We start from the raw sequence: 23,079 nt of genomic DNA, 5'->3' as shown, positions 1-23,079 counted from the left end.
ATCGCGGCGACCGGCGCCATAAGATGATTTCAGCATACTCCTCCGTCGAGGCGCCTTCCCCTTAGACATTGGTATGAACGTTTTTCTTTTTTATAACAGTACGTTAAGACGTTTATCCAAGTCAGATTAGGCCCAGATAGACCAAGGTCTCGGCACAGTGTCGACAGCGATAGGCGCGCCCGGCACGCGCCAGGGCATGGCGCCGCGCGGTGAAGGCGTGCTCGCGGCAGCCGCAGCGGTAGCGATGTGGCGCGGGGCTCGCGCGGCCGGTGTCGAAGCGGTGGGTGGTGCGGGGCTCGAGCCCGAACAGCCGGCGCATCACGGTGCGCCACTCGTGGCCGTGGGGCCGGGCCCGGTGGCCGTCCTGCAGATGATGCACCAGCCAGTGGGCCATCTCGTGGGGCACCACCTCGACCAGAAAGGCGTGGCGATTCTCGTCGAACAGCACCGGATTGAAGCGCAGCCCGCCGCGGCCGAAATGCGCCTGGCCGGCCGAGCGGCCGCGCAGGTCCAGCCACACGCCGGGCCGCGGCAGGGTCGGATGCACCTCGCGGCACAGCGCGAAGGCCGCCTCGACCCGCTCGCGCAACGCCGCCCGGCCGGCCTCGGCGTCGAGGCCGGCCAGCCACTGCGGATCGGGGTCGGGCAGCGCGGGCGTCGTCATGGGATGCTAGAATGGCGCTCCGATGAGATGGCGTAAAGCCCCGCCGACACCAGCGAGTGAGAGACATGTCAGACGACAAGCCCCAGCCCCTGCCGCTTCTCGACGACGAGGCCCTGGACCGCCTGGACGACTTCCTCGAGTCGGACGGCGTCGACGCCGACGCCCTGGACCTGATCGGCGCCCACGGTTTCCTGGTCGCGCTGGCCGTCTCGCCCAGCGACGTGCCCCCCGCCACCTGGGTGGCGGAGCTGTTTCACGGCGAGCCGAGCTTCGCCGACGACACCGAGCGCGAGGAAGTGCTGGGGCTGCTGGAGCAGCTGCGCACCACCGCCATCTCGGTGCTCGAGGGCGGCGGTCTGCCCGAGCTGCCCTTCGATCTCGAACTCGGCGGCGTGCCGCCCGAGGAGACGCCGATCGGCGACTGGTGCGCCGGCTTCATGGAAGGCGTGTTCCTCGACGAACCGGCCTGGTTCGCCGAGGACGAGGAGGCCGCCGCCACCCTGCTGCTGCCCTTCATGCTGCTCTCCGGGCTGTTCGGCGACGAACCGGACATGGCCGAGCTGGCCAAGGACGGCGACCGCCTGGAGAGCCTGACCGCCCAGCTGCCCGAGCTGGTGCTGGACCTCTACCTGCACTACCGCGTGCCGCCGGAGACGCCCAAGCCCAAGCCGCGCCGCAAGCAGCCCGCCGGCAAGCGCAGGCGCTAAGCGACGGCGGGCTGCGGGCTGCGGGCTGCGGGCTGCGGGCTGCGGGCTGCGGGCTGCGGGCTGCGGGCTGCGGACAGTCTCCGCTTTATCGGGCAGACTTCCAGCACCTCGCACCTCACACCTATCGTAACCGCGTCAACCACCCATCCAGGGTGCCATACAGCCACTCCTTGAGGCGCTGAAGCCGCGGCCGGCGCGCCCAGTCCTCGGCGCGGATCTCGCGGCTGGCGGCGAAGTTGCGCCGGAACAGCTCGGCCACCTCATCGGCCAGGCGCGGGTCTTCCACTTCCTGATTGGCTTCCAGGTTCCACTGCAGGCTCCAGTGATCGAAGTTGCACGACCCCAGGCTGACCCAGTCGTCGGCCAGGGTGAACTTGGCGTGGATGAACGACGGCTGGAACTCGAAGATGCGCACCCCGGCGCGCAGCATGCGGCCGTAGAAGCGCTGGCCGGCATAGCGCACCCCGGGATGATCGTGACTGGCACCGGGCAGCAGCAGGCAGACCTCCACGCCGCGACGCGCGGCGCGCACCAGTCGCCGCCGCAGGCTCAGCGTCGGCACGAAATAGGGCGTGCAGATCCAGATGCGCTGACGCGCCCCGCGCACCCGCTGCTGCAGCGAATGGCGGATCGCCTGGTAGCGATAGCCCTGCCCCCAGACCACGCGCCCGCGCATGCCGTGATAGCCCTCGCTGACGGGGCTGTCGCCGCCCAGGCCGTGCACCAGCGCCGGGGCGCCCGCGCCGCGGCTCAGCGGCGAATCCCACAGGCTCGAGAACAGCCGCACCCAGTCGGCCACCACCGGCCCGCGGATGCGCAGCGCCACCTCGTACCAGGCCTCGAGGAACTCGTCGACGGCGCCGAAGCCGCCGGTGAAGGCGACCTCGCCGTCCACCACCACCAGCTTGCGATGGTCGCGGGTCAGGTTGCGGGCCAGCGAATGCCAGCCCAGGGGATTGAACCAGCGCAGCGCCACGCCGGCCGACTCGAGCCGCCGGCGATCCTCGGTGGAAAGCCCCATGGCGCCGTAGCCGTCGAGCAGCAGCAGCACCGTCACGCCACGCTCCGCGGCACGACTCAGCGCCTCGATCACCGCCGTGGCCAGGCGACCGGACTCCATCAGGTAGAGCTCGACCAGCACCGAGCGACGAGCGCCATCCACGGCCTCGAACATGGCCGGCAGGAAGCGCGACGCCTCGGGCAGCAGTTCGAACCGGTTTCCCTCTCGCCACATGCCGTGCATGACGCCTCCCTCGCCATGATGACAGGCGGCCATTGACGCACGTTTGAAGAGGCGGGAAAAGCCGGCCCCGCCAACGCCTGACCCGGCGCCGCCGGCGTGCGTATACTGGCCGCACATGCGACCACACAGGCAACCGGATGGCCGACTCCCGCTGGCGCCCGCTGCGCCGACTGCTTTCCGCCTGGGTGCGGGTGCGCCGGCGCGAACCCGCCCCCGAGGCGCTGGGTCTCGACCCCGAGCTGCCGACCGTCTACGTGCTTCCCCGCCCGGCACTCTCCGACCGCCTGCTGCTCGAATGCCTGACCGAGCGCGACGGCCTGCCACCCGCGGCGACCCGCCGAACCCGGAGCGATGACGCACCGCCGCCGCTGCTGGCTCTGCCCGATCCGCGACGGCGCCGCCGCCGGCCGACCCCGCTGCGGCGTCTGATCGAGCGCGGCGAGGACGTGCAGCTGGTGCCGGTGAGCGTGTTCTGGGGCCGCGCCCCGGGCAAGCGCTTCGGGGTCTGGCAGCTGCTGGCCGCCGACGACTGGCGGCTCACCGGGCGGCTGCGGCGCCTGCTGGCGGTGCTGGTCAACGGCCGCGACCTGGAAGTGCATCTGGGCGCGCCGCTGCGCCTCTCCGAACTGGCCGACGGCCGAGACCCGGCGCTGATCGAACGCAAGGCGGCCCGCCTGCTGCGCGTGCACTTCCGGCGCATGCGCGAGCGGGTGCTGGGGCCGGATCTCTCACACCGCCGCACCCTGATCGCCGGCGTGGTGGCGAGCCCCATGGTCGAGGCCACCATCGCCGAGCAGGCCGGCGACGACGAGGCCCGCCGAACCCGTCTGCGACGCCGCGCGCGCCGCTACGGCCGTGAGATCGCCGCCAGCATGAGCTATCCGGCGCTGCGCTTCCTCGAAGGCCTGCTCGGCCGGCTGTGGCACCGGATCTATGACGGCATCGACCTGCGCGGGATCGAGCGCGTCAAGGCGCTGGCCGGGCATCACAGCCTCGTCTATGTGCCCTGCCACCGCAGCCACATCGACTACCTGCTGCTGTCCTACGTGCTCTACGAACAGGGGCTGATGCCGCCGCACATCGCCGCCGGCCGTAACCTGAACATGCCGGTGATCGGCCCGCTGCTGCGCCGCGGCGGCGCCTTCTTCCTGCGTCGCAGCTTCCGCGGCCAGCCGCTCTACGCGCGGGTCTTCGACGAGTATCTGCATCGCCTGCTGTCACGCGGCCACAGCCTCGAGTACTTCATCGAGGGTGGGCGCTCGCGCAGCGGCCGGCTGCTGGCGCCGCGCCCCGGCATGCTGGCCATGACGCTGGGCTCCTTCCTGCGCCGGCCCGCCAATGGTCGCCCGCTGTCGTTCGTGCCGGTCTACATCGGCTACGAGCGCATCCTCGAGGAGGCCAGCTACCAGCGCGAGCTGGCCGGCGGCGCCAAGCGCAAGGAGACGCCGTTGGCCCTGCTGCGCGTGCTCGGCAGGCTGCGCGAGCCCTACGGGCGGGTCACGGTGAACGTCGGCGAACCGCTGGACCTCGAGGCCTTCCTCGATGCCCACCGGCCCGACTGGCGAGCGGACCTCGGCGAGCCGCGCCCGGCCTGGCGTGCCGAGGCGGTCTCGCGGCTGGGCGAGACCCTGGCGCGGCGCATCAACGCCGCCGCCACGCTCAACCCGGTGAACCTGGTCGCCCTCGGGCTGCTGGCCACGCCCCACCGGGCCGTCGAGGCCGAGCTGCTCGAACGCCAGCTGGCGCTGCTGGCCGAGCTCCGGCGTCCTCGTCCCGGCGACGAGAGCCATCCCCTGCCCGCCGGCGCGCCCCGCGACTGGATCGACCACGCCCGCGCGCTGGGCCTGCTCGACTACCGCCCTCACCCGCTGGGCGATCTGGTCACCGCCGACGAACGCCAGGCCGGCCGCCTCGCCTGGTATCGCAACAACGTGCTGCACCTCTATGCCCTGGCCGGGCTCGTCGCCTTCGCCTTCCGCCATCAAGCTCGCCATCGCCGCGACGCCCTGGCGGCGCTGCTGGCACCGGGCTGGCCGGTGCTGGTGCACGAGCTGTCGATCGAGGCGCCGGACGACTTCGAGGCGGCGCTGGACGCCACGCTCGCCCAGCTCGCCGAGGCCGGGCTGCTGATCGAGGAGGGACAGGGATGGCGACGCGCCGAGGGGCTGGCCGAGGCCGAACAGCTGCGCATGCTGGGGCGGCTGATCCGCCCGACGCTGGAGCGCGGCTACCTGCTGGTCGCCGCCCTGCTCGGCGAGGCGCCGGGGCACTTCGACCACGCCGGCCTGGCGAATCACGCCCGCCAGCTCGCCGAGCGCCTGGCACGACTCACCGGCCGCGACGCGCCGGAGTTCTTCGACGCGCGGCTGTTCGACGGGCTGGTGGAGAGCCTGGCACGCGAGGGCTGGCTGACGATCCGCGACGAGCGGCTGTACTACGACGAGTCGCTGCGCGAGGCGGCCCGGCGCAGTCGGACGCTGTTCGACCCGACGCTGCGCCATCGGCTGGAAAGAGTCGCCGCCCGTGGCGGCGACCCGGATGAGAGCACGGGCGACTAGCGGACGCTAGTCGCTGAGGGAACGGTGCACGTAGAGATCATAACGACTGGTCTTGCCCTCCAGCACGTGACGCGGCGCGGGGCCCTCGATGGGCGGCGCCTTGCGCGGCCGCTTGACCACCACCCGGTGGGTGGCCACGTCCAGTGCCGCCTCCAGCAGCCGCGGGGCGTCGGCGTCGTCGCCGGCCAGCTCGCGGAACAGCCGCATCTCCTTCTTCACCAGCGCCGACTTCTCGCGATGGGGAAACATCGGGTCCAGATGGACCACCTGGGGCGTGACGTCGGACGCCGCCACCAGGTCGGCGAGCTCGCGACTCGCGTCGCCGTGGGCCAGACGCAGCCGGGCGGCGATCTCGGCGGTGTCGAGATCCGCCATGGCGCGCGCCAGGCCGTCCTCGAGCAGTGCGGCGATGGCCGCCACGCGCTCGACCATCAGCACCTCGGCGCCGAGGGTCGCCAGCACGAAGGCATCGCGGCCGAGCCCCGCGGTGGCGTCCACCACCGAGGGCGTCACGCCCTTGCCGAGCCCGCAGGCCTTGGCGATCAGCTGGCCGCGGCCGCCGCCGAAGCGGCGCCGGTGGGCCGCCTTGCCCTCGACGAAGTCCACCGACAGCGGCTTGCCGTAGACCGTCGGGTCGCCGGCCAGCACCAGCCGGCCGCCCTCGCGGCCGAGCCGCAGCGGCGGCGCCTCGCCAGATGCCAGCGCATCGGCGCCGGGCAGCCCCCAGCGCGCGGCCAGGGCCGCGTCGTCCGCCGCCACCGCGCTCATCGGCTCTTCTGCCAGGCGACCCGGTCGCGCAGGTAGACCGGCTGGACCTCGGCCGCCGGGCGACCCTCGCCGGCCTCGAAGGCGTCGGCGGCCAGGCGCACCATGTCCTCGGCGGCGGCCTCCTGATCGGGCAGGCACAGGCTCATCCCGACCTGAACGTCGGCCGGCATGGCATCCCACAGCGACCAGCCGGAGCCCACGCCGACCCAGTCGTGATCGGCCTGGGCCTCGGGCAGGCGCAGGCGCTCGGGCGCCAGCACCGCCTCCTCGGCCAGGCACTCGACGCGGCCGTCGAAGCACTGCCAGGCGGCGGCATAGATCTCGCCCATGCGCGCGTCGAGCGCGGTGATCAGATAGCGGTAGCGATGGCGGAGGTGGGCGCCGAGCGCCAGCGCCTGCAGGGTCGAGATCCCGAGCAGCGGGCGGTCGAGGCCGAAGGCCAGGCCCTGGGCGGCGCCGGCGGCGATGCGCAGGCCGGTGAAGGAACCCGGGCCGCGGCCGTAGGCCACCGCGTCCAGATCGGCCGGGGCGACGCCGGCCTCGGCCAGCACCTCGTCGACCATCGGCATCAGCCGACGGGTATGGGCTCGGGGAGTGAGTTCAAAGCGGGAGATCACCTCGTCGTCGGCGCCCTCGCGACGCCGCAGCAGGGCGGCGGAACAGGCGCTCGAGGAGGCATCCAGGGCCAGCAGGATCGGCATGGGTCTCTAACGGTGCGGGAAGTGTCGGGGCATTATACGACAACGGCCCGCGCAATGCGGGTCGTGGTCATCCGATCGGCAGCTCGTCTTGGTGCAGGGAGCGGGGCGCCGGTGACAGATCGCAGAGGGGGTTTTTGCCAGGGAAGGCAAAAGGTAGCGCCCAGGGAAGGGTTCACAGCGCCCCTCGAAGACCTGTCACCGGATCAGCCCCGCGTCCGCGATCGCCAGACGCGAGTGCCGCCTCGGCCCAAGACTCAGCTCTCGAGGGCGGCGATCACCTGGCTGGTGATATCGTCGACGCTGCCCACGCCTTCCACCTTGTGGCAGGCCGGCGCGGCTTCGGGGTCCTGCTGCGCCCACTGCTGGTAGTAGTCGACCAGCGGTGCGGTCTGCTCGTGGTAGACGGACAGACGGTTGCGCACGGTGGCTTCGCTGTCGTCGTCGCGCTGGATCAGCGCCTCGCCGGTGACGTCGTCCTTGCCCGCTTCCTTGGGCGGGTTGTGGTCGACGTGATAGACGCGGCCAGAGGCCGGGTGCACGCGGCGGCCGGCCAGGCGGTTGACGATTTCCTCGTCGGGCACGGCAATCTCGAGCACGTGGTCGATCTTCACGCCCGCTTCCTTCATGGCATCGGCCTGGGGAATGGTGCGCGGGAAACCGTCGAACAGGAAGCCGTTGGCACAGTCCGGCTGGGCGATGCGCTCCTTGACCAGGGCGATGATGATGTCGTCGGACACCAGGCCGCCGGTGGTCATGATCTCCTTAACCTTGAGCCCCAGCTCGCTGCCTTCCTTGACGGCGGCACGCAGCATGTCACCGGTGGAAATCTGCGGAATGCCGTAGCGCTCGCAGATGAACTGGGCCTGAGTACCCTTGCCGGCGCCGGGGGCGCCCAGGAGGATCACACGCATCGAACTGCTCCTTGGAAGTTGTGATGGATTCGAAAAGAGGAGGAAACGAAGAATAGCGAACCATACCGGGGCGGCTGGCGTCACACAAGCGACACAGGGACGCAAGGCCTGCAAGCGTGCCAAAAACTCCCCTGCGATCAAGGCGCTGGGGGCCCTAGGACTTTGGTCTTCCCCGGCCGGAAACGCCGACGGCGCCTTGCGGCGCCGTCGGTCGTGGCTCACTCGCCCTCGATCAGAGCAGCAGGCGACGGATGTCCGTCAGCATCTGGCCGAGGAAAGCGGTGAAGCGCGCCCCATCGGCGCCGTTGACCGCCCGGTGGTCGAAGGACAGTGACAGCGGCATGATCAGCCGCGGCTGGAAGGCCGCGCCGTCCCAGACCGGCTTCATCGACGCCTTGGAGACGCCGAGGATGGCGACTTCCGGCGGGTTGACGATCGGCGTGAAGGCGGTGCCGCCGATCGAGCCCAGGCTGGAGATGGTGAAGCAGCCTCCGGTCATCTCCTCGCGCTTGAGCTTCTTCGACTGCGCCTTCTTGGCCAGGTCGACGGACTCCTTGGCCAGCTCGATCAGCGACTTCTGGTCGGCGTCGCGGATCACCGGGACCATCAGGCCGTCCGGGGTGTCCACGGCGATGCCGATGTGCACGTACTTCTTCTGCACCACGGTCTCGCCGTCGCTCTTCAGGCTGACGTTGAACTGCGGGAACTTCTGCAGCGCCACGGCACAGGCCTTGATCAGGAACGGCAGCGGCGTGAGCTTGGCACCCTGCGCCTCGGCCTCGGCCTTCATCGACTTGCGGAAGGCCTCGAGCTCGGTGATGTCGGCCTCGTCGAACTGGGTGACATGCGGGATGTTGACCCAGCTGCGATGAAGATTGGTAGCGCCCATCTTCATCAGGCGACCCATCTTCTTCTCTTCCACTTCACCGAACTGGCTGAAGTCCTGGTCCGGGATCGGCGGAATACCGGAACCGCCCTCGGCCGCGGCCGGCGCGGCGGCCGGCGCCTTGGCCTGACCCGACATCACCTGCTTGACGTAGGCCTGGACGTCTTCCTTGAGCACGCGCTCCTTGGGACCGCTGGGCTTCACCAGGGCGAGATCGACGCCGAACTCTCGGGCCAGCATGCGCACCGCCGGACCGGCGTGCACGCGCTTGCCGTCACGCGGCTTCTCGGCGCTGGCCGGGGCACTCGCGGGCGCGGCGGCCTTGGCCGGCTGCTCCGACTTGGCAGGGGCCTCGGCCTTGGGCGAGCTCTGCTGCTGCGGAGCGGCCTTCGGCGCGGCGCCGGCGGTCTCGATGACGCCGATCAGGTCGCCTTCGGAGACGGTGTCGCCTTCCTTGACGGTCAGCTCGACCAGCTTGCCCTTGAACGGGCTCGGCACGTCCATGGAGGCCTTGTCGGACTCCAGGGTGATCAGCGGGTCTTCCTCGGCCACCTCGTCGCCGACGCTGGCGGCGATCTCGATCACCGGCACGTCGCTGGAACCGGACAGGTCCGGCACGCGTACCTCGCGACGCTCGGGCTCGCCGCTGGCTTCCTCGGCCGGGGCGGCCTCGGCGGCCGGCTGCTCGGCGGGCGCGGACTCGGTCTCGGCTTCCTCGGCCGGCGCCTCGTCGCCGCCACCGGCGATCTGGATGGTGCCGATCACGTCGCCTTCGGAGACGGTGTCACCTTCCTTGACGGTGAAGCTGGCGATCTTGCCGGCGTGCGGGCTCGGCACATCCATGGAGGCCTTGTCGGACTCCAGGGTGATCAGGGTGTCCTCTTCGGCCACCTCGTCACCCTCGGACACCGCGACCTCGATGATCTCGACGTCGCTGGCACCGCCCAGGTCAGGCACGGTGATGTCCACGGTCTGGCTGCCGCCGGAGGCCGACTTGGCGGCCGGTGCCGGCTTGGCCGCTTCCGGCTCGGGCTCGGCCGGCGCCTCCGAGGCGGCCTCGGCGGGCTGCTCGGGCTCGGCGTCGCCGCCGCCCTCGACCTCCAGCTCGACGATGTCGTCACCCTCGGAGACGGTGTCGCCTTCCTTGACCAGCACCTTGACGACCTTGCCGCCCTTCGGCGATGGCACGTCCATGGACGCCTTGTCGGATTCCAGGGTGATCAGGGGGTCCTCGGCGGCGATGACGTCGCCGACCGCCACCGCGATCTCGATGATTTCCACATCGGTGTCGCCACCGATGTCGGGCACTTTGATGATTTCGCTACTCAAGGTCGCGCTCCTTCAAACTCTTCACGAGGCGGGCCTGCTGACAGGCCCGCCATGCCACCGGTCGGTCGACGCCTCAGACAGAGAGCGGGCTCGGCTTGCTGGGGTCGATACCGTACTTCTCGATGGCCTCGCCAACGACCTTGCGATCGATCTCGCCGCGGTCGGCCAGCGCCTTGAGCGCGGCCACGGTGACGAAGTAGCGGTTGACCTCGAAGAAGTGACGCAGCTTCTCGCGGGTATCGGAGCGGCCGAAACCGTCGGTACCGAGCACATGATAGTCGGTCGGCACCCAGGCGCGGACCTGGTCGGCGAACAGCTTCATGTAGTCGGTAGAGGCGATGGCCGGCCCCTGACGACCTTCCAGGCAGCGCGTGACGTGCGGCTTGCCCGGCTCGTCGGCCGGATGCAGGAACGCCTGACGGTCGACTTCCAGGGCCTCGCGACGCAGCTCGTTGAAGCTGGTGACGCTCCAGATGTCGGCGCCCACGCCCCACTCCTCGGCGAGCATCTCGGCGGCCGCCTCGACCTCGCGCAGGATGGTGCCGGAGCCCATCAGCTGGACGCGCTTGTCGCCCTGGGTCTCGCGCAGCAGGTACATGCCCTTGATGATGTCGTCGGCGGGCACGTCCTCGAGGACCGGCTGCTCGTAGTTCTCGTTCATCACCGTCAGGTAGTAGAAGCAGTTCTCCTTGTCGGCGAACATGCGCTTCAGGCCGTCCTGGACGATGACCGCGACCTCGTGGGCGTAGGTCGGGTCGTAGCTGCGGCAGTTGGGGATCATCGATGCCTGGAGATGGCTGTGACCGTCCTGGTGCTGCAGGCCCTCGCCATTGAGGGTGGTACGACCGGCGGTGCCACCGACCAGGAAGCCGCGCGCCTGCATGTCGCCGGCGGCCCAGGCCAGGTCGCCGATGCGCTGGAAGCCGAACATCGAGTAGTAGATGTAGAACGGCAGCAGCGGCAGCCCGTGGTTGCTGTAGGAGGTCGCGGCGGCGATCCAGGAGGACATGGCGCCCGCCTCGGTGATGCCCTCTTCGAGCACCTGGCCGGCCTTGTCCTCGCGGTAGAACATCAGCTGGCCCTTGTCCATGGGCTCGTACTTCTGGCCCTCGGAGGTATAGATGCCGAGCTGGCGGAACATGCCTTCCATGCCGAAGGTGCGCGCTTCGTCGGGCACGATCGGCACTACCTGCTTGCCGAAGCCCTTGTGCTTGACCAGGCCGTTCAGGATGCGCACGAAGGCCATGGTGGTGGAGACTTCACGGCCCTTGGAGCCGGCGGTCTGGGAGGCGAAGATCTTGTCGTCGAGGCCCGGGATGTCGAGCGCCTCGAAGTCCGGGTTGCGCGCCGGTAGGTAGCCGCCCAGGCGCTCGCGCTGGAGATGCATGTACTTCATCTCCGGGCTGTCGTCGCCCGGCTTGTAGTACGGCATCTCGTTCTCGATGGCCTCGTCGGACACCGGGATGCCGAAACGATCGCGGAAGCTCTTGAGCACGTCCGGATCGTCGATGGACTTGATCTGGTGCGCTTCCATGTCGGCCTCGCCACCGGCCGCGCCCAGGCCGTAGCCCTTGACGGTGTGCGCCAGGATCACGGTGGGACGGCCGCTGTCGTTGTGGAAGGCCTCGTGGTAGGCCGCGTAGACCTTGAACGGGTCGTGGCCGCCACGGTTGAGCTTCCAGATGTCCTCGTCGGACATGTCCTTGACCATCTCGGCGGTTTCCGGGTACTTGCCGAAGAAGTGCTCCCGGGTATAGGCGCCACCGTTGGCCTTGCAATTCTGGTACTCGCCGTCGACGGTCTCGTCCATCAGCTTCTGCAGGACGCCCTTCTTGTCCTTCTCGAACAGGGTGTCCCAGTGGCGGCCCCAGACGACCTTGATGACGTTCCAGCCGGCACCGCGGAACACGCCCTCGAGCTCGTCCATGATGCGCGAGTTGCCGCGCACCGGGCCGTCGAGGCGCTGCAGGTTGCAGTTGATGACGAAGTTGAGGTTGTCGAGCTTCTCGCGGCTGGCCAGGTGGATCGCACCCAGCGTTTCCGGCTCATCGCACTCGCCGTCGCCCAGGAAGGCCCAGACCTTGCGGTCCTGCATCGGCTGCAGGCCACGCTGATCCAGGTACTTCATCACGTGGGCCTGATAGATGGCCATGATCGGGCCGAGACCCATGGACACGGTGGGCAGCTGCCAGTAGTCCGGCATCAGCCAGGGGTGCGGATAGGAGGACAGGCCGTCGCCGTCGACTTCCTGGCGGAACTTGTCCATCTGCGCCTCGGTGAGGCGCCCTTCCAGGAAGGAGCGCGCGTAGATGCCCGGCGCACTGTGGCCCTGGATGAACACCAGATCGCCCTTGAAGTCGCCGTTGGCCGCGCGGAAGAAGTGGTTGAAGCCCACGTCATAGAGGGTCGCCGAGGACATGAAGCTGGCCAGGTGACCGCCGATGCCCTTGTTGGCCTTGTTGGCCCGGGTCACCATCGCCGCCATGTTCCAGCGGATCAGCGAGCGGATACGACGTTCCATGAAGAGATCGCCGGGCATCGGCGCCTCGCGGTGCACCGGAATGGTGTTGCGGTGCGGCGTCGTGACCGAGAAAGGCACCTGCATGCCGTCATGGCGATAGCGATCCGCCAGGCGGGTCATCAGATACCGGGCACGTTCCTCGCCCTCGCGATCCAGTACCGATTCCAGGGAGTCCAACCATTCCGCGGTTTCGACCGGATCGAGATCTTCTCTTGCCTCAAGACTCATAGACGTCTCTCCGAATGACGTTGGGGGCAACAGCCCCCAGCAAGGGGGTGTAGCGCATGATGACGGTCATGGAAGGATCACCTCCATGCCGGAATATTTCTGTTGTAGTCGTTTTACAAGTCAGCACGACTGTAGTCGGCGGGTGCGCCGACGATACCGTAAACGCTGCCGGCTGCCAATTGAAGCAGACATGGAAAGTCTTTTCAAAATTTTGAAACCTGCCATCACCCTACGTTTCTCGCCGATTCAAGACATATCGGCGGTGATGACCGCCTTCTACCCCACTCTGCCGGCACGTTCGCCCAACACCTCATGAATCTTCTAAAAATGTTTTATTACGAGGAAATGGCCGCCGGGGCCAGTCGCTGACGAAAATAGGCCCAGTCGAAGGCCGGCCCGGGGTCGGTCTTGCGTAGTGGCGCGACATGGGCGTGGCTGGTGATGCGCGATGCCGACATCGCCGGATAGCCCGCCAGCAGCGCCCGGGTCGCCCGGGCCAGGGCCTCGTACTGAGCTTCAGTGTAGGGCGAGACGTCGTCACCCTCGAGTTCGATGCCCACCGAGAAGTCGTTCAGCCCCTCGCGCTCGACCTCGCCGTCGCGCCAGCGCGAGCGGCCGGCGTGCCAGGCCCGCTCGTGGAAGGGCACGAACTGCACGCATTCGCCATCGCGGCGAATCAGCAGGTGCGCCGAGACCCTGAGCCCGGCGATCTCGGCGAAGAACGGATGCCCGTCTGGATCCAGGCGATTGGTGAACAGTCGCTCGATGGCCTCGCCACCGAACTCCCCCGGCGGCAGGCTGATGGAATGCAGCACCAGCAGCGAGACCTCGCCCGCCGGCCGCGCGTTGTGATTGGGTGACGGCACCCGGCGGGCCTCGGCCAGCCAGCCCTCGTGAATCGGCATCTTTCCCCCTGACGTCGCTCCTGGCGTTTCCCCTATAATGAACGCCCCAAGCTTCCCAGCACAGAGATCACGCCACCATGCACTATCAGGATGCCCTCGCCGAAGAGATCCGCAACAGCGCCGCCCGGCTGCTGGCCGAGGACGTCGGCCCCGGTGACATCACCGCCGAGCTGATCCCCGAGAAGGAGTGGGCCCGGGCCCGGGTGATCACCCGCGAACCGATGGTGCTGTGCGGCGTGGCCTGGGTCGACGAGCTGTTTCGCCGCCTCGACGCGCGCGTCGCGCTGCGCTGGCAGGCCGCCGACGGCGACCGCCTCGAGGCCGGCGCGCCGCTGCTCGAGATCGAGGGCCCCGCGCGCAGCCTGCTCACCGGCGAGCGCGCGGCGCTGAACGTGCTGCAGACGCTGTCGGCCACCGCCACCCGAACCCGGCACTACGTCGATCTGCTGGACGGCACCGGCGTGGGCATCCTCGACACCCGCAAGACCCTGCCGGGCATGCGCCTGGCACAGAAGTATGCGGTGACCTGCGGCGGCGGCATCAACCACCGCATCGGCCTCTACGACGCCTTCCTGATCAAGGAAAATCACATCGCGGCCTGCGGCGGCATCGCGGCGGCGGTCGAGGCCGCACGGCGCATCGCCCGCGACCTGCCGGTGGAGGTGGAAGTGGAAACCTTCGAGGAGCTCGACCAGGCGCTGGCCGCCGGCGCCGACATCGTCATGCTCGACAACTTCTCGCTCGACGACATGCGCGAGGCGGTGCGCCGCAACGCGGGGCGCGCCGTCCTCGAGGCCTCGGGCAACGTCGACGAGACCGCCCTCCAGGCCATCGCCGAGACCGGCGTCGACCGCATCTCCAGCGGCGCTTTGACCAAGGACGTCAAGGCGATCGACCTGTCGATGCGCTTCCTCGAGTCGGCCTGAGGCTCAGGCGGGCTGCGGCGCCAGCGGCTTCTCCAGATGCCGGCGCGGCAGCCGCTCGCCGCCGCGCTCGACCCACTCCTCACGCACCCGACGCCAGCCGTTGCGCTCCAGGCCATCGGCCATCACCAGGCTGGCGTCGATGCTCAGGCGCTCTCCGCCGCGCTCGCGCACCATCCGCTCGGCGTGGCCCAGCAGGGCGCTGCCGATGCCACGGCGGGCCAGCGACGGCCAGACGTAGAGCGACTCCACGTAGCCGCGCGGCGCATCGAGCTCGAGGAAGGCCACGCAGCGACCGTCGCAGGTCGCCACCAGGGTGGTGTAGAGGGCGTGACGCGCCACCCAGGCGCTGGCCTCGCGGGGCAGCACCGCCGCCCAGGCCTCCCGGGCGGCCAGCGAATAGTGGCTCATGGCGCCCTGCATGACGGCGTGATGAAAGACCTCGGCCTGGTCACCGCCGTCCTGGGCGCGAGCCTCGCGATAGACGATGCGCGGCGCGGCGGCGCGTGGGGGTTCGAACTGACCCATCAAGGGCATCCTGCGACAATGAAGACGCCAAGAGACTACCGAAGCGATGCCGTCGCGCCAATGCCCCCGGCCAAGACGACGACACATCGCGGCGGCGACCAGCGGAAGCACCCATGAACGACACGCCCGAGACCCTCGCCCTGACGCCCATCGGGCGCATCGAGAGCGACTATCCCGACAAGTTCGGCATTCCCCGCCAGCCGGGGCTGGCCGACGCCGCCCGCGCCAGCCTGGTGCTGACGCCGCCCCACGACGATCCGCTGACGGTGCGTGGCCTGGACGCCTTCAGCCACCTGTGGGTGACCTTCGTCTTCCACTTGAGTCCCGAACGCTGGACCCCGCTGGTGCGCCCGCCGCGCCTCGGCGGCAACGCGAAGGTCGGCGTATTCGCCAGCCGCAGCACCCATCGTCCCAACCGCCTGGGGCTGTCGCTGGTCGAGCTCGAAGGCATCGACACCGAGGGCGGCGGTGTGCGCCTGCGACTGCGCGGAGCCGACCTGGTCGACGGCACCCCGGTGCTCGACATCAAGCCCTACCTGCCCTGGGCGGAATCCCGCCCCGAGGCCCGGGCCGGCTTCGCCCCCGAGGCGCCGACCGCCCTGCCCGTGCGCCTCAACCCGCTGGCCGAGGCGGCGCTGGCCGCACGCCCCGACGGCGCCTCGCTGCGCGCGCTGATCCACCAGGTGCTGGCCCAGGACCCGCGCCCCGCCTATCGCAAGGGGGCCGAGGAACGCATCTACGGCGTTCGACTGCGCGACGTGGACGTGCGCTTCCGCGCCCTCGAGGACGAAGGCCAGACGCGACTGGAGGTCGTCGAGATCGTGGCGGCGTAGGTAAGGGACGAGGTGCGAGGTGCGAGGTGCGAGGGACGAGAGGCGGACGGTAAGTCGCTGACCTCGGCTTTACGCTTCTCTGCGGGCGGCCCGCCCGGCTACTCTTCTCACTGCCATATCACGGCACCAGAAACGACGAAGGGCCCCGCAGGGCCCTTCGTTCGGCATGGCAGACGCCTTGTCTTAGCCGAAGTCGACGCCGATCCGCTTGCCCACCTCCTCGTAGGCCTCGATCACGCCGCCCAGGCCCTGGCGGAAGCGGTCCTTGTCCAGCTTCTCGCGGGTCTCGGCGTCCCACAGGCGGCAGCCGTCCGGGGAGAACTCGTCGCCCAGCACGATCTGGCCCTGGAACAGGCCGAACTCGAGCTTGTAGTCGACCAGCAGCAGGTTGCCGTCGGCGAACAGCTGCTTGAGCACCTCGTTGACGCGGAAAGTCAGCGCCTTCATCTCGGCCAGCTGCTCCGGGGTCGCCCAGCCGAAGGTCTCGGCCAGGGATTCGTTGATCATCGGATCGTGCAGGGCGTCGTTCTTGAGGAACAGCTCGAAGGTCGGCGGATTCAGCTCGCTGCCCTCTTCCACGCCGAGGCGCTTGACCAGGCCGCCGGCGGCGATGTTGCGCACTACGCACTCGACCGGGAGCATGTCCATGTTCTTGACCATGCACTCGTTGTCGGAAAGCAGGCCCTCGAAGTGGGTCGGGATGCCCACTTCCTCGAGCTTGTTCATGATGAAGGCATTGAAGCGGTTGTTGACCTTGCCCTTGCGCTCCAGCGACTCCATGCGCTCGCCGTCGAAGGCGCTGGTGTCATCGCGGAAGTGCAGGATCAGTCGATCCGGGTCGTCGGTGGCGAAGACGGACTTGGCCTTGCCGGCATAGAGTTCTTGACGCTTTTCCATGGGAGCCTCCACAGGCAACGGGTCAGATGGAATTCTGGAATCTCAGATGATCGCCTGCCAGTCCAGCCCCTGATCCTGGGCCGCCACCGTCAGGCGTGAATCGTCGCCGTCGAGCAGGGGCGCCAGGGCCTCCAGCGCCAGCTCGGGGCGATTGTTGTGTTCGGAAAGGTGCGAGCAGACGATGCGCTGCAGGCCGTCCAGCCCCAGCCGCCGCAGCAGCCAGGCGGACTGGGCGTTGGCCAGGTGCCCCCAGTGGCCGCCGACGCGCCGCTTGAGGCTCGGCGGATAGGGGCCGATCTCGAGCAGGTGGACGTCATGATTGCACTCCAGCACCAGGGCATCGCAGCCGCGGAAGGCCTCGACCACGTGCTCGCTGGGATGTCCCAGGTCGGTGAGCAGGCCGAGCCGACGGCCGGCGGCGCTCAGGCGGAACTGCACCGGCTCGCGGGCGTCGTGGGGCACCGTGACTGGATCGATCTCGATGCCCTTCACCGCAAAGCGCGCCTGGGGCGTGATCCAGTGCCGGTGCGGCACCTCGCCGAGCTTGCCCGACAGCCAGGTGCCGGGCGTGAGATAGACCGGGACCTTGTGGCGCCGCGCCAGCGGCCCGACGCCGCGGATGTGATCACCATGCTCGTGAGTGACCAGCACGGCATCCAGCTGGCGAGGATGGAGATCGAAGCGGGCCAGGCGACGCTCGGTCTCCCTGAGGGCGAAACCGCAGTCGATCAGCAGCCGCGTCTCGCCGTCGCTGACCAGGGTGGCGTTGCCCTTGCTGCCGCTGCCGAGCGAGGCGAAGTGCAGTCGCCCCACCGGTATCTCCCGCGCCGCCGCCTCCGTCATCAGCCCAGCAGGCCGGCCAGCCGCTCGAGCAGCTCGCGCCGGTCGTCGGCGGAGAGCTCGCGATCGTCGGCGGAGTCGGCCGTCAGCACGGTGCGATCGGCGCCGGACGGGGCGAGCGACAGACGGATGCGCTGGGGATCCTCGCCGCCGAAGCTGGCCAGCGTCTCCCATACGCCCTCGCTGCGGGCGCTGAGCGTCAGGTAGTCGACCAGGAAGGTGCGAGCGGCGGCATCCTGCTCGACCAGCTCGCGCCGGCCCTCGACCGCGAAGTCCGACTCGAGCTGATAGCTCAGCTCGGCCCAGGTGCGATCCACGTCATAGGGCAGCACCAGGCGCCACTCGCCGCCGGACTGGGTCAGGTTCGGACGCACCTGGTCCTCGGGGCGCTGAACCGCCAGCGAGGAGGCGCTGGCGGTGGCACCGCGAGCCTCGAAGCGACGCTGAAGCGCGCGCAGGCAGCGCTGCTGGGGCGAGCCGCCCTGCTCGCAGCGCAGCTCGCTGGTGCCCTGCTGAAGGCCAGGCTGCACGCGGAGCCGTGCCTGATCGGTGACCAGCAGACCGCGCCGAGGGTTCTGCTCGACCACCGTCAGGCCGCGCTCGGCGACGAAGTCCTCGAGCTCCGACCAGACGGCACCGGGCGCGGCGCCGATCACCAGCCAGCGCTGGCCACCGGCCTCGCGCAGCGCCACATCGCCGGCCTGTACGCTGCCGCCGGCGCCCATGGCCCGCGGCGGCGGCACGCGGAAGTCCTCGCCACGGGCAATGAAGGCGCCCTGCGCCTCGGGCACCGGCATGGCATCGCCGTAGCGGCGAGTATCGCGGCTCGCGGGCAGGTCCAGGGGCGCGCTCGACTCGGCCTCGGCGTAATCGACGCTGCGATCGTCGTAGTAGCCATCGCGGGCACAGCCGGCCAAGGCCAGTGTCGCCACCAGCGGCATCCATTTCAGCGCAGAGCTCATGCGTCCACCTTGCTCAAGTTGTCGGGTCACGGCGCGTGGCGCCGTGTCAGTCGTCGCTCTCGGTTCGTCGCTCTCAGTCGTCGATCACGCCGGCCAGCTGCAGGGCCTCGCTGACGGTGGAGTGGTACTTCTCGGAGAGCCAGGTCAACGGCAGGCGGATGCCCGCTTCCGCCAGCCCCATGCGATTCAGCGCCCACTTGACCGGAATCGGGTTGGCCTCGATGCCGAGATTGGTGTGCAGCGGCATCAGGCGGGTGTTGATCTGGTGCGCCTTCTCGGCGTCGCCGGCCACCGCCGCGGCGCACAGATCGTGCATGGCGCGAGGCGCGACGTTGGCGGTCACCGAGATGTCGCCGTGGCCGCCCATCAGCATGAAGTCGCAGGCGGTACCGTCGTCGCCGGAGTAGAGCATGAAGTCGCTGCCCTTGAGACGGGCGATCAGGTCCTCGGCGCGCTCCAGGTTGCCGGTGGCATCCTTGAGGCCGACGATGTTCTCGATCTCGGCCAGGCGCAGCACGGTCTCGTTGTAGAGATCCGAGCAGGTACGGCCCGGCACGTTGTAGAGGATGATCGGCAGGTTGCTGCCCTCGGCGACGGCCTTGAAGTGCTGGTAGAGGCCTTCCTGGGTCGGCTTGTTGTAGTAGGGGCACACGGACAGGCAGTAGTCCGCCCCCACTTCGCTGGCGTAGCGCGCCAGCTCGACCGCCTCGGAGGTGGCGTTGGCGCCGGTGCCGGCGATGACCGGCACGCGACCGGCGACCTCTTCCACCACCGCGCGGATCACATCGAAGTGCTCGGCGAACGACATGGTGGTCGGCTCGCCGGTGGTGCCCGCCGCGACGATGGCGTCGGTGCCATTGTCCAGATGGAAGTGAACCAGGGCCCGCAGGGCTTCCCAGTCGATATCGCCGTTGACCTTCATCGGTGTCGCCAGCGCGACGATGCTACCCGTGATCATCCTCGTCTTGTCCTCTCGCAGCCTGCCGGCGACCGCAGGGCTCGGTCGCCATGAAAAACCCGCCCTCGCCCGTGGGCGCGATGCCAGGGGCCAAATGGTACTCAGGGCTCGTGAGCCTGTACAGCGGCGACTTTACAGTCGCCGGCGGGTTGCGTGTAATCGGAGCGTTCATTCCCCGATTGGAGCCTCACATGAGCGTCAGCCTCGGCCATCCCGTACCCGACTTCACCGCCACCGCCACCGGCGATACCACCCTGAGCCTCTCGGAGCTGCGCGGCCGCCAGGTGGTGATCTATTTCTACCCCAAGGCCAGCACCCCGGGCTGCACCACCGAGGGTGGCGACTTCCGCGACCGCAAGGACGCCTTCGATGCCGCCAACACCGTGATCGTCGGCGTCTCCCGCGACGGCATCCGCGCCCAGGAGAACTTCAAGGCCAAGCAGGGCTTCAACTTCACGCTGCTGTCCGACAAGGACGAGGCGGTGTGCAAGCTGTTCGACGTGATCAAGCTCAAGAAGCTCTACGGCAAGGAGCACCTGGGCATCGAGCGCAGCACCTTCCTGATCGATGCCGAGGGCAAGCTGGCCCGGGAATGGCGCAAGGTGAAGGTCAAGGGCCACGTCGACGAGGTACTGGAGGCCGCCCAGGCCCTGCACGCCGGCGAATGATCCACCCCTCAGGAGCCACGAGGCCGCCCGCGGGCGGCCTCGTGGCGAGTCAGGACGCGCTAGGGTCCTGGTGGGCGGCCTCTTCCTGGCGATGCTGCTGGATGCCCCGCGGCCAGGCATAGACCAGCGCCTTGAGCAGGGTCGCCAGCGGGATGGCGAAGAAGATGCCCCAGAAGCCCCAGATGCCGCCGAAGAACAGCACCGCCAGGATGATCGACACCGGGTGCAGGTTCACCGCCTCGGAAAACAGCACCGGCACCAGCACGTTGCCGTCCAGCGCCTGGATCACGCCGTAGGCGATCAGCACGTAGAGGAACTGCTCGCCGACGCCGAAGTGGAAGCCGGCGACCGCCGCCACCGGCACCGTGGCCACGGCGGCGCCGATGTAGGGCACCAGCACCGAGAGCCCCACCAGCACGCCGAGCAGCGCCGAGTACGGAAGACCGAAGAAGACGAAGGTGAAGAAGGACACGGTGCCGACGATCGCGATCTCGGTCACCTTGCCGCGCACATAGTTGGCGATCTGGGCGTCCATCTCCTGCCACACCCGGGTCATCAGCCCGCGGCGGCGCGGCAGCAGCGACACCGTGAAGCCCACCAGGCGGTCGCGGTCCTTGAGCATGAAGAACACCAGGATCGGCACCAGCACCAGATAGACGATCAGCCCCACGATATTGCCCAGCGAGGCCAGCGACAGCGACAGCGCGCGCTGGCCGAGCTGCGTCACCTCGCGGCCCGCCATGCCCACCCAGTCCTGAATCTGGGCCGGCGTCACCAGCTCGGGATAGCGGCTCTGGAGATCGGCCAGCAGCTGCTGGCCGCTGGCGAACATGCGCGGCGTTTCCTGCAGCAGGTTGACCAGCTGGGTCCAGATCAGCGGCAGCAGCACCAGCGCCAGGGCCAGCACCACGCCGACGAAGGCCAGATAGACCAGCATCACCGCCAGGAAGTGCGGCACCCGCCGCCGGGTCAGCGCATTGACCCCGCCCTGCAGCAGGAAGGCGATGACCAGGGCGGTGAGAAAGGGCGCCAGCATCTGGCCCAGCCAGATCACCACCGCGAACCCCACCACCAGCACCACCAGCAGGATCACCGCCTCCTCGTCGGAGAGATAGTGATCGACCCAACCGCGCAGCAGCGAACGCAGCGTCATGATGCGCCCTCCCCGGCCTTGCGGATCCAGTAGTGGTAGACCTCGCCGCGCTCCTCGCGGGCCGGCATCTCGTGGGCGCTCTGGGCGATGAAGGTCTCGAAGTCGCGCCAGGACCCGGCATCGGTGGCCATCACTTCCAGCACCTGGTCGGGCGCCAGGCGCGACAGCGCCTGCTTGGCCTTGAGCAGAGGCAACGGACAGGGAAGCCCTCGTGCATCGAGGACGTCGTCGGGTTGCACAGCCATGTCGTCTCCCGAGAGAATGCCTGAGGCCGTCGCGGCCATTGCCGCGGCGGCACGAATGTCTGCGATTTAAAGGCACTTTCCCCGCTGAATCAATGTCGGAGGGAACGCCCCCCACGCGCCCGACGACCGAGGATGGCCATGCTGCGTCGCCCCCTGCCCTGCCTGCCCGCGCTTGCCCTGAGCCTGATGCTGAGCGCTCCGGCCATCGGCCAGGAGCTGACCCTCGAGCTGCCCTATCAGGCGACGCCGCCGCCGAGCGTCGACGATCGGCCGACCTTCGAGCTGCCAAGCCTGGTCAGCCACGACGCCCAGGCGGTCAGCGGCGAGGAGACTCGCCTGGGCCGCGCCTGGCTGCGGCAGTTTCGCGCCCACGCGCCGCTGTGGCAGGACCCGATCACCGAACACTACCTCGCCTCGCTGGTGGCCCGCCTGCTGCCCTACAGCCACGTCAGCGGGATTGATCCCATCGTGACGCTGGTCGCCAGCGAGCGGCTCAACGCCTTCGCCGTCCCCGGCGGCATCATCGGGGTCAACGCCGGGCTGTTCGCCTTCGCCGAGGGCGAGGCCCCGCTGGCCTCGGTACTCGCCCACGAGCTGGGCCATCTCTCGCAGAACCACTATGCCCGCGGCCAGCAGCGCGCCGAGCAGACCCGAATCCCGGCCATGGCCGCGATGCTCGCCGGCATGCTGCTGGCCGCCGGCGGCGGCGGCGATGCCGGCATCGCCGCCGCCATGGGCTCCCAGGCCGCGCTCTACCAGGACCAGCTGGCTTATTCCCGGCGCTTCGAGCGCGAGGCCGACCGCCTGGGCCTGCAGACGCTGGCCAACGCCGGCTACGAACCCCAGGCCATGGTCGAGATGTTTCGCACCATGCAGCGCATGGCGGCGCTGCAGGGCGGCAACCCGCCGGAGTTCCTGCTCACCCACCCGGTCTCCGAATCGCGTATCAGCGACGCCCAGGCGCGGGTCGCCCAGCTGCCGGTCGCCCGCCACCACCGCGACGACACCGAGTACCAGATGATCCGCGCCCGGGCACTGCTGGCCATCCACGACCAGGACCCGCGCCAGGCGCTGACCCGCCTCGAGCGCGACGGCGCTAAGCCGGCGGCCCGGCGCTACGCCACGGCGCTGGTCGACGCCCAGGCGGGCCGCGTGGATGACGCCCTGAGCGCCCTCGACGCCCTGGCCAGGCAACTGCCGGATCTCGCCCTGCTGCCGGCCACGGCCGCCGAAGTGGCGCTGGACGCCGGCCGGGTGGACGACGCCATCCGGCGCGGCCGCCACCAGCTGCGGCTGATGCCCGGCTACGCGCCGGCCGGCCTGGTGCTGGGCGAGGCATTACTGCAGCGCGATCCCGGCGAGGCCTATCGCGTGCTACGCGATCTGGCGGCCCAACAGCCGGAAAATCCCCAGGTCTTCACCCTGCTGGCCGAGGCCGCCGGACGCAGCGGCCACCGCGCCTGGGGCCATCTCGCCCGGGCCGAACAGCTGCAGCTGACCGGCCGCATCGACCGCGGCATCGAACAGCTGGACCTGGCCAAGGAGATCGCCAAGACCGAGGGCGAGCCCAACGTGCTGGCTCGCATCGAGCAGCGCCACGAGGCCTTCGTCGGCTATCGCAAGACGATGGAAGAGTTCGAATAGCGGCGGA

Annotated in this window: 21 protein-coding genes; 6 read left to right on the top strand and 15 right to left on the bottom strand. The window is 69.3% G+C overall.

Going from position 1 to position 23,079, the window contains the following annotated elements; all coding sequences use genetic code 11:
* Positions 1-121 precede the first annotated feature (121 nt).
* Entirely contained in the window at positions 122-664 is a 543-nt protein-coding gene (locus tag MYL53_RS12205; protein ID WP_247854232.1) for a SprT family zinc-dependent metalloprotease, read from the bottom strand.
* Between the two features lie 65 nt (positions 665-729).
* On the opposite strand from MYL53_RS12205, the gene MYL53_RS12200 reads away from it, so the two are divergent.
* Positions 730-1,371, top strand: a complete 642-nt coding sequence (locus MYL53_RS12200; RefSeq protein WP_247854231.1) for a YecA/YgfB family protein — start codon at positions 730-732, stop codon at positions 1,369-1,371.
* Between the two features lie 121 nt (positions 1,372-1,492).
* Here the strand turns inward: MYL53_RS12200 and MYL53_RS12195 are convergent, their stop codons facing one another.
* Positions 1,493-2,614 carry a phospholipase D-like domain-containing protein gene (locus tag MYL53_RS12195; RefSeq protein WP_247854230.1) on the bottom strand — a complete coding sequence of 374 codons (1,122 nt, stop codon included), beginning with the start codon at positions 2,612-2,614 and terminating at the stop codon, positions 1,493-1,495.
* Between the two features lie 137 nt (positions 2,615-2,751).
* Between MYL53_RS12195 and plsB the strand changes: the two genes are divergently transcribed.
* Positions 2,752-5,172: a glycerol-3-phosphate 1-O-acyltransferase PlsB gene (plsB, locus tag MYL53_RS12190; protein ID WP_247854229.1), complete on the top strand. Its 2,421-nt coding sequence runs from the start codon at positions 2,752-2,754 to the stop codon at positions 5,170-5,172.
* A gap of 6 nt (positions 5,173-5,178) precedes the next feature.
* Here plsB and MYL53_RS12185 read toward each other — a convergent pair whose 3' ends face one another.
* The 6 genes from MYL53_RS12185 to ampD all read right to left on the bottom strand — a co-directional run bounded on the left by MYL53_RS12185 (position 5,179) and on the right by ampD (position 13,421).
* Positions 5,179-5,940: a class I SAM-dependent methyltransferase gene (locus MYL53_RS12185; RefSeq protein WP_247854228.1), complete on the bottom strand. Its 762-nt coding sequence runs from the start codon at positions 5,938-5,940 to the stop codon at positions 5,179-5,181.
* Positions 5,937-6,641 (bottom strand): tRNA (adenosine(37)-N6)-threonylcarbamoyltransferase complex dimerization subunit type 1 TsaB, encoded by a 705-nt coding sequence (gene tsaB, locus MYL53_RS12180; protein ID WP_247854227.1) that lies wholly within the window; start codon positions 6,639-6,641, stop codon positions 5,937-5,939. The genes MYL53_RS12185 and tsaB overlap by 4 nt, the downstream gene beginning before the upstream one ends.
* Before the next feature lie 254 nt (positions 6,642-6,895).
* Positions 6,896-7,552 carry an adenylate kinase gene (gene adk, locus MYL53_RS12175; RefSeq protein ID WP_247854226.1) on the bottom strand — a complete coding sequence of 219 codons (657 nt, stop codon included), beginning with the start codon at positions 7,550-7,552 and terminating at the stop codon, positions 6,896-6,898.
* Between the two features lie 232 nt (positions 7,553-7,784).
* Positions 7,785-9,767: a pyruvate dehydrogenase complex dihydrolipoyllysine-residue acetyltransferase gene (gene aceF / locus MYL53_RS12170; RefSeq protein ID WP_247854225.1), complete on the bottom strand. Its 1,983-nt coding sequence runs from the start codon at positions 9,765-9,767 to the stop codon at positions 7,785-7,787.
* A 73-nt stretch (positions 9,768-9,840) separates the two neighbouring features.
* A complete protein-coding gene (aceE, locus tag MYL53_RS12165; protein WP_247854224.1) occupies positions 9,841-12,516 on the bottom strand; it encodes a pyruvate dehydrogenase (acetyl-transferring), homodimeric type in 2,676 nt (891 codons plus the stop codon).
* Between the two features lie 335 nt (positions 12,517-12,851).
* Positions 12,852-13,421, bottom strand: a complete 570-nt coding sequence (gene ampD, locus MYL53_RS12160; protein WP_247854223.1) for a 1,6-anhydro-N-acetylmuramyl-L-alanine amidase AmpD — start codon at positions 13,419-13,421, stop codon at positions 12,852-12,854.
* Between the two features lie 77 nt (positions 13,422-13,498).
* Between ampD and nadC the strand changes: the two genes are divergently transcribed.
* On the top strand, positions 13,499-14,347 hold the full coding sequence (nadC, locus tag MYL53_RS12155; protein ID WP_247854222.1) for a carboxylating nicotinate-nucleotide diphosphorylase: 849 nt from the start codon (positions 13,499-13,501) through the stop codon (positions 14,345-14,347).
* 3 nt (positions 14,348-14,350) lie between these two features.
* Here nadC and MYL53_RS12150 read toward each other — a convergent pair whose 3' ends face one another.
* Complete coding sequence (locus tag MYL53_RS12150; protein WP_247854221.1) at positions 14,351-14,872, bottom strand: GNAT family N-acetyltransferase; 522 nt, start codon at positions 14,870-14,872, stop codon at positions 14,351-14,353.
* Positions 14,873-14,985: 113 nt separating this feature from the next.
* Here MYL53_RS12150 and tsaA point away from each other — a divergent pair, with 113 nt between their 5' ends.
* Entirely contained in the window at positions 14,986-15,705 is a 720-nt protein-coding gene (gene tsaA, locus MYL53_RS12145) for a tRNA (N6-threonylcarbamoyladenosine(37)-N6)-methyltransferase TrmO (RefSeq protein ID WP_247854220.1), read from the top strand.
* A 183-nt stretch (positions 15,706-15,888) separates the two neighbouring features.
* On the opposite strand, the gene purC is transcribed toward tsaA, so the two are convergent.
* The 4 genes from purC to dapA all read right to left on the bottom strand — a co-directional run bounded on the left by purC (position 15,889) and on the right by dapA (position 19,362).
* Positions 15,889-16,602 (bottom strand): phosphoribosylaminoimidazolesuccinocarboxamide synthase, encoded by a 714-nt coding sequence (gene purC / locus MYL53_RS12140; RefSeq protein WP_247854219.1) that lies wholly within the window; start codon positions 16,600-16,602, stop codon positions 15,889-15,891.
* Positions 16,603-16,644: 42 nt separating this feature from the next.
* Complete coding sequence (locus MYL53_RS12135) at positions 16,645-17,406, bottom strand: MBL fold metallo-hydrolase (RefSeq protein ID WP_425591756.1); 762 nt, start codon at positions 17,404-17,406, stop codon at positions 16,645-16,647.
* Between the two features lie 38 nt (positions 17,407-17,444).
* A complete protein-coding gene (locus MYL53_RS12130) occupies positions 17,445-18,404 on the bottom strand; it encodes an outer membrane protein assembly factor BamC (protein WP_247854217.1) in 960 nt (319 codons plus the stop codon).
* 73 nt (positions 18,405-18,477) lie between these two features.
* Positions 18,478-19,362, bottom strand: a complete 885-nt coding sequence (gene dapA, locus MYL53_RS12125) for a 4-hydroxy-tetrahydrodipicolinate synthase (RefSeq protein WP_247854216.1) — start codon at positions 19,360-19,362, stop codon at positions 18,478-18,480.
* Positions 19,363-19,553: 191 nt separating this feature from the next.
* Here dapA and MYL53_RS12120 point away from each other — a divergent pair, with 191 nt between their 5' ends.
* Positions 19,554-20,030, top strand: coding sequence for a peroxiredoxin (locus tag MYL53_RS12120; RefSeq protein WP_247854215.1), 477 nt, complete (start codon positions 19,554-19,556; stop codon positions 20,028-20,030).
* 49 nt (positions 20,031-20,079) lie between these two features.
* Here MYL53_RS12120 and MYL53_RS12115 read toward each other — a convergent pair whose 3' ends face one another.
* On the bottom strand, positions 20,080-21,183 hold the full coding sequence (locus tag MYL53_RS12115) for an AI-2E family transporter (RefSeq protein WP_247854214.1): 1,104 nt from the start codon (positions 21,181-21,183) through the stop codon (positions 20,080-20,082).
* Complete coding sequence (locus tag MYL53_RS12110) at positions 21,180-21,428, bottom strand: sulfurtransferase TusA family protein (RefSeq protein ID WP_247854213.1); 249 nt, start codon at positions 21,426-21,428, stop codon at positions 21,180-21,182. The genes MYL53_RS12115 and MYL53_RS12110 overlap by 4 nt, the downstream gene beginning before the upstream one ends.
* A gap of 132 nt (positions 21,429-21,560) precedes the next feature.
* On the opposite strand from MYL53_RS12110, the gene MYL53_RS12105 reads away from it, so the two are divergent.
* Positions 21,561-23,072, top strand: a complete 1,512-nt coding sequence (locus MYL53_RS12105) for a M48 family metalloprotease (RefSeq protein WP_247854212.1) — start codon at positions 21,561-21,563, stop codon at positions 23,070-23,072.
* Positions 23,073-23,079: the final 7 nt, after the last annotated feature.

The organism is Halomonas getboli, from assembly GCF_023094245.1.
GTDB classification, from domain to species: domain Bacteria; phylum Pseudomonadota; class Gammaproteobacteria; order Pseudomonadales; family Halomonadaceae; genus Halomonas; species Halomonas getboli.
This window is presented reverse-complemented; position numbering and strand designations above follow the sequence as displayed.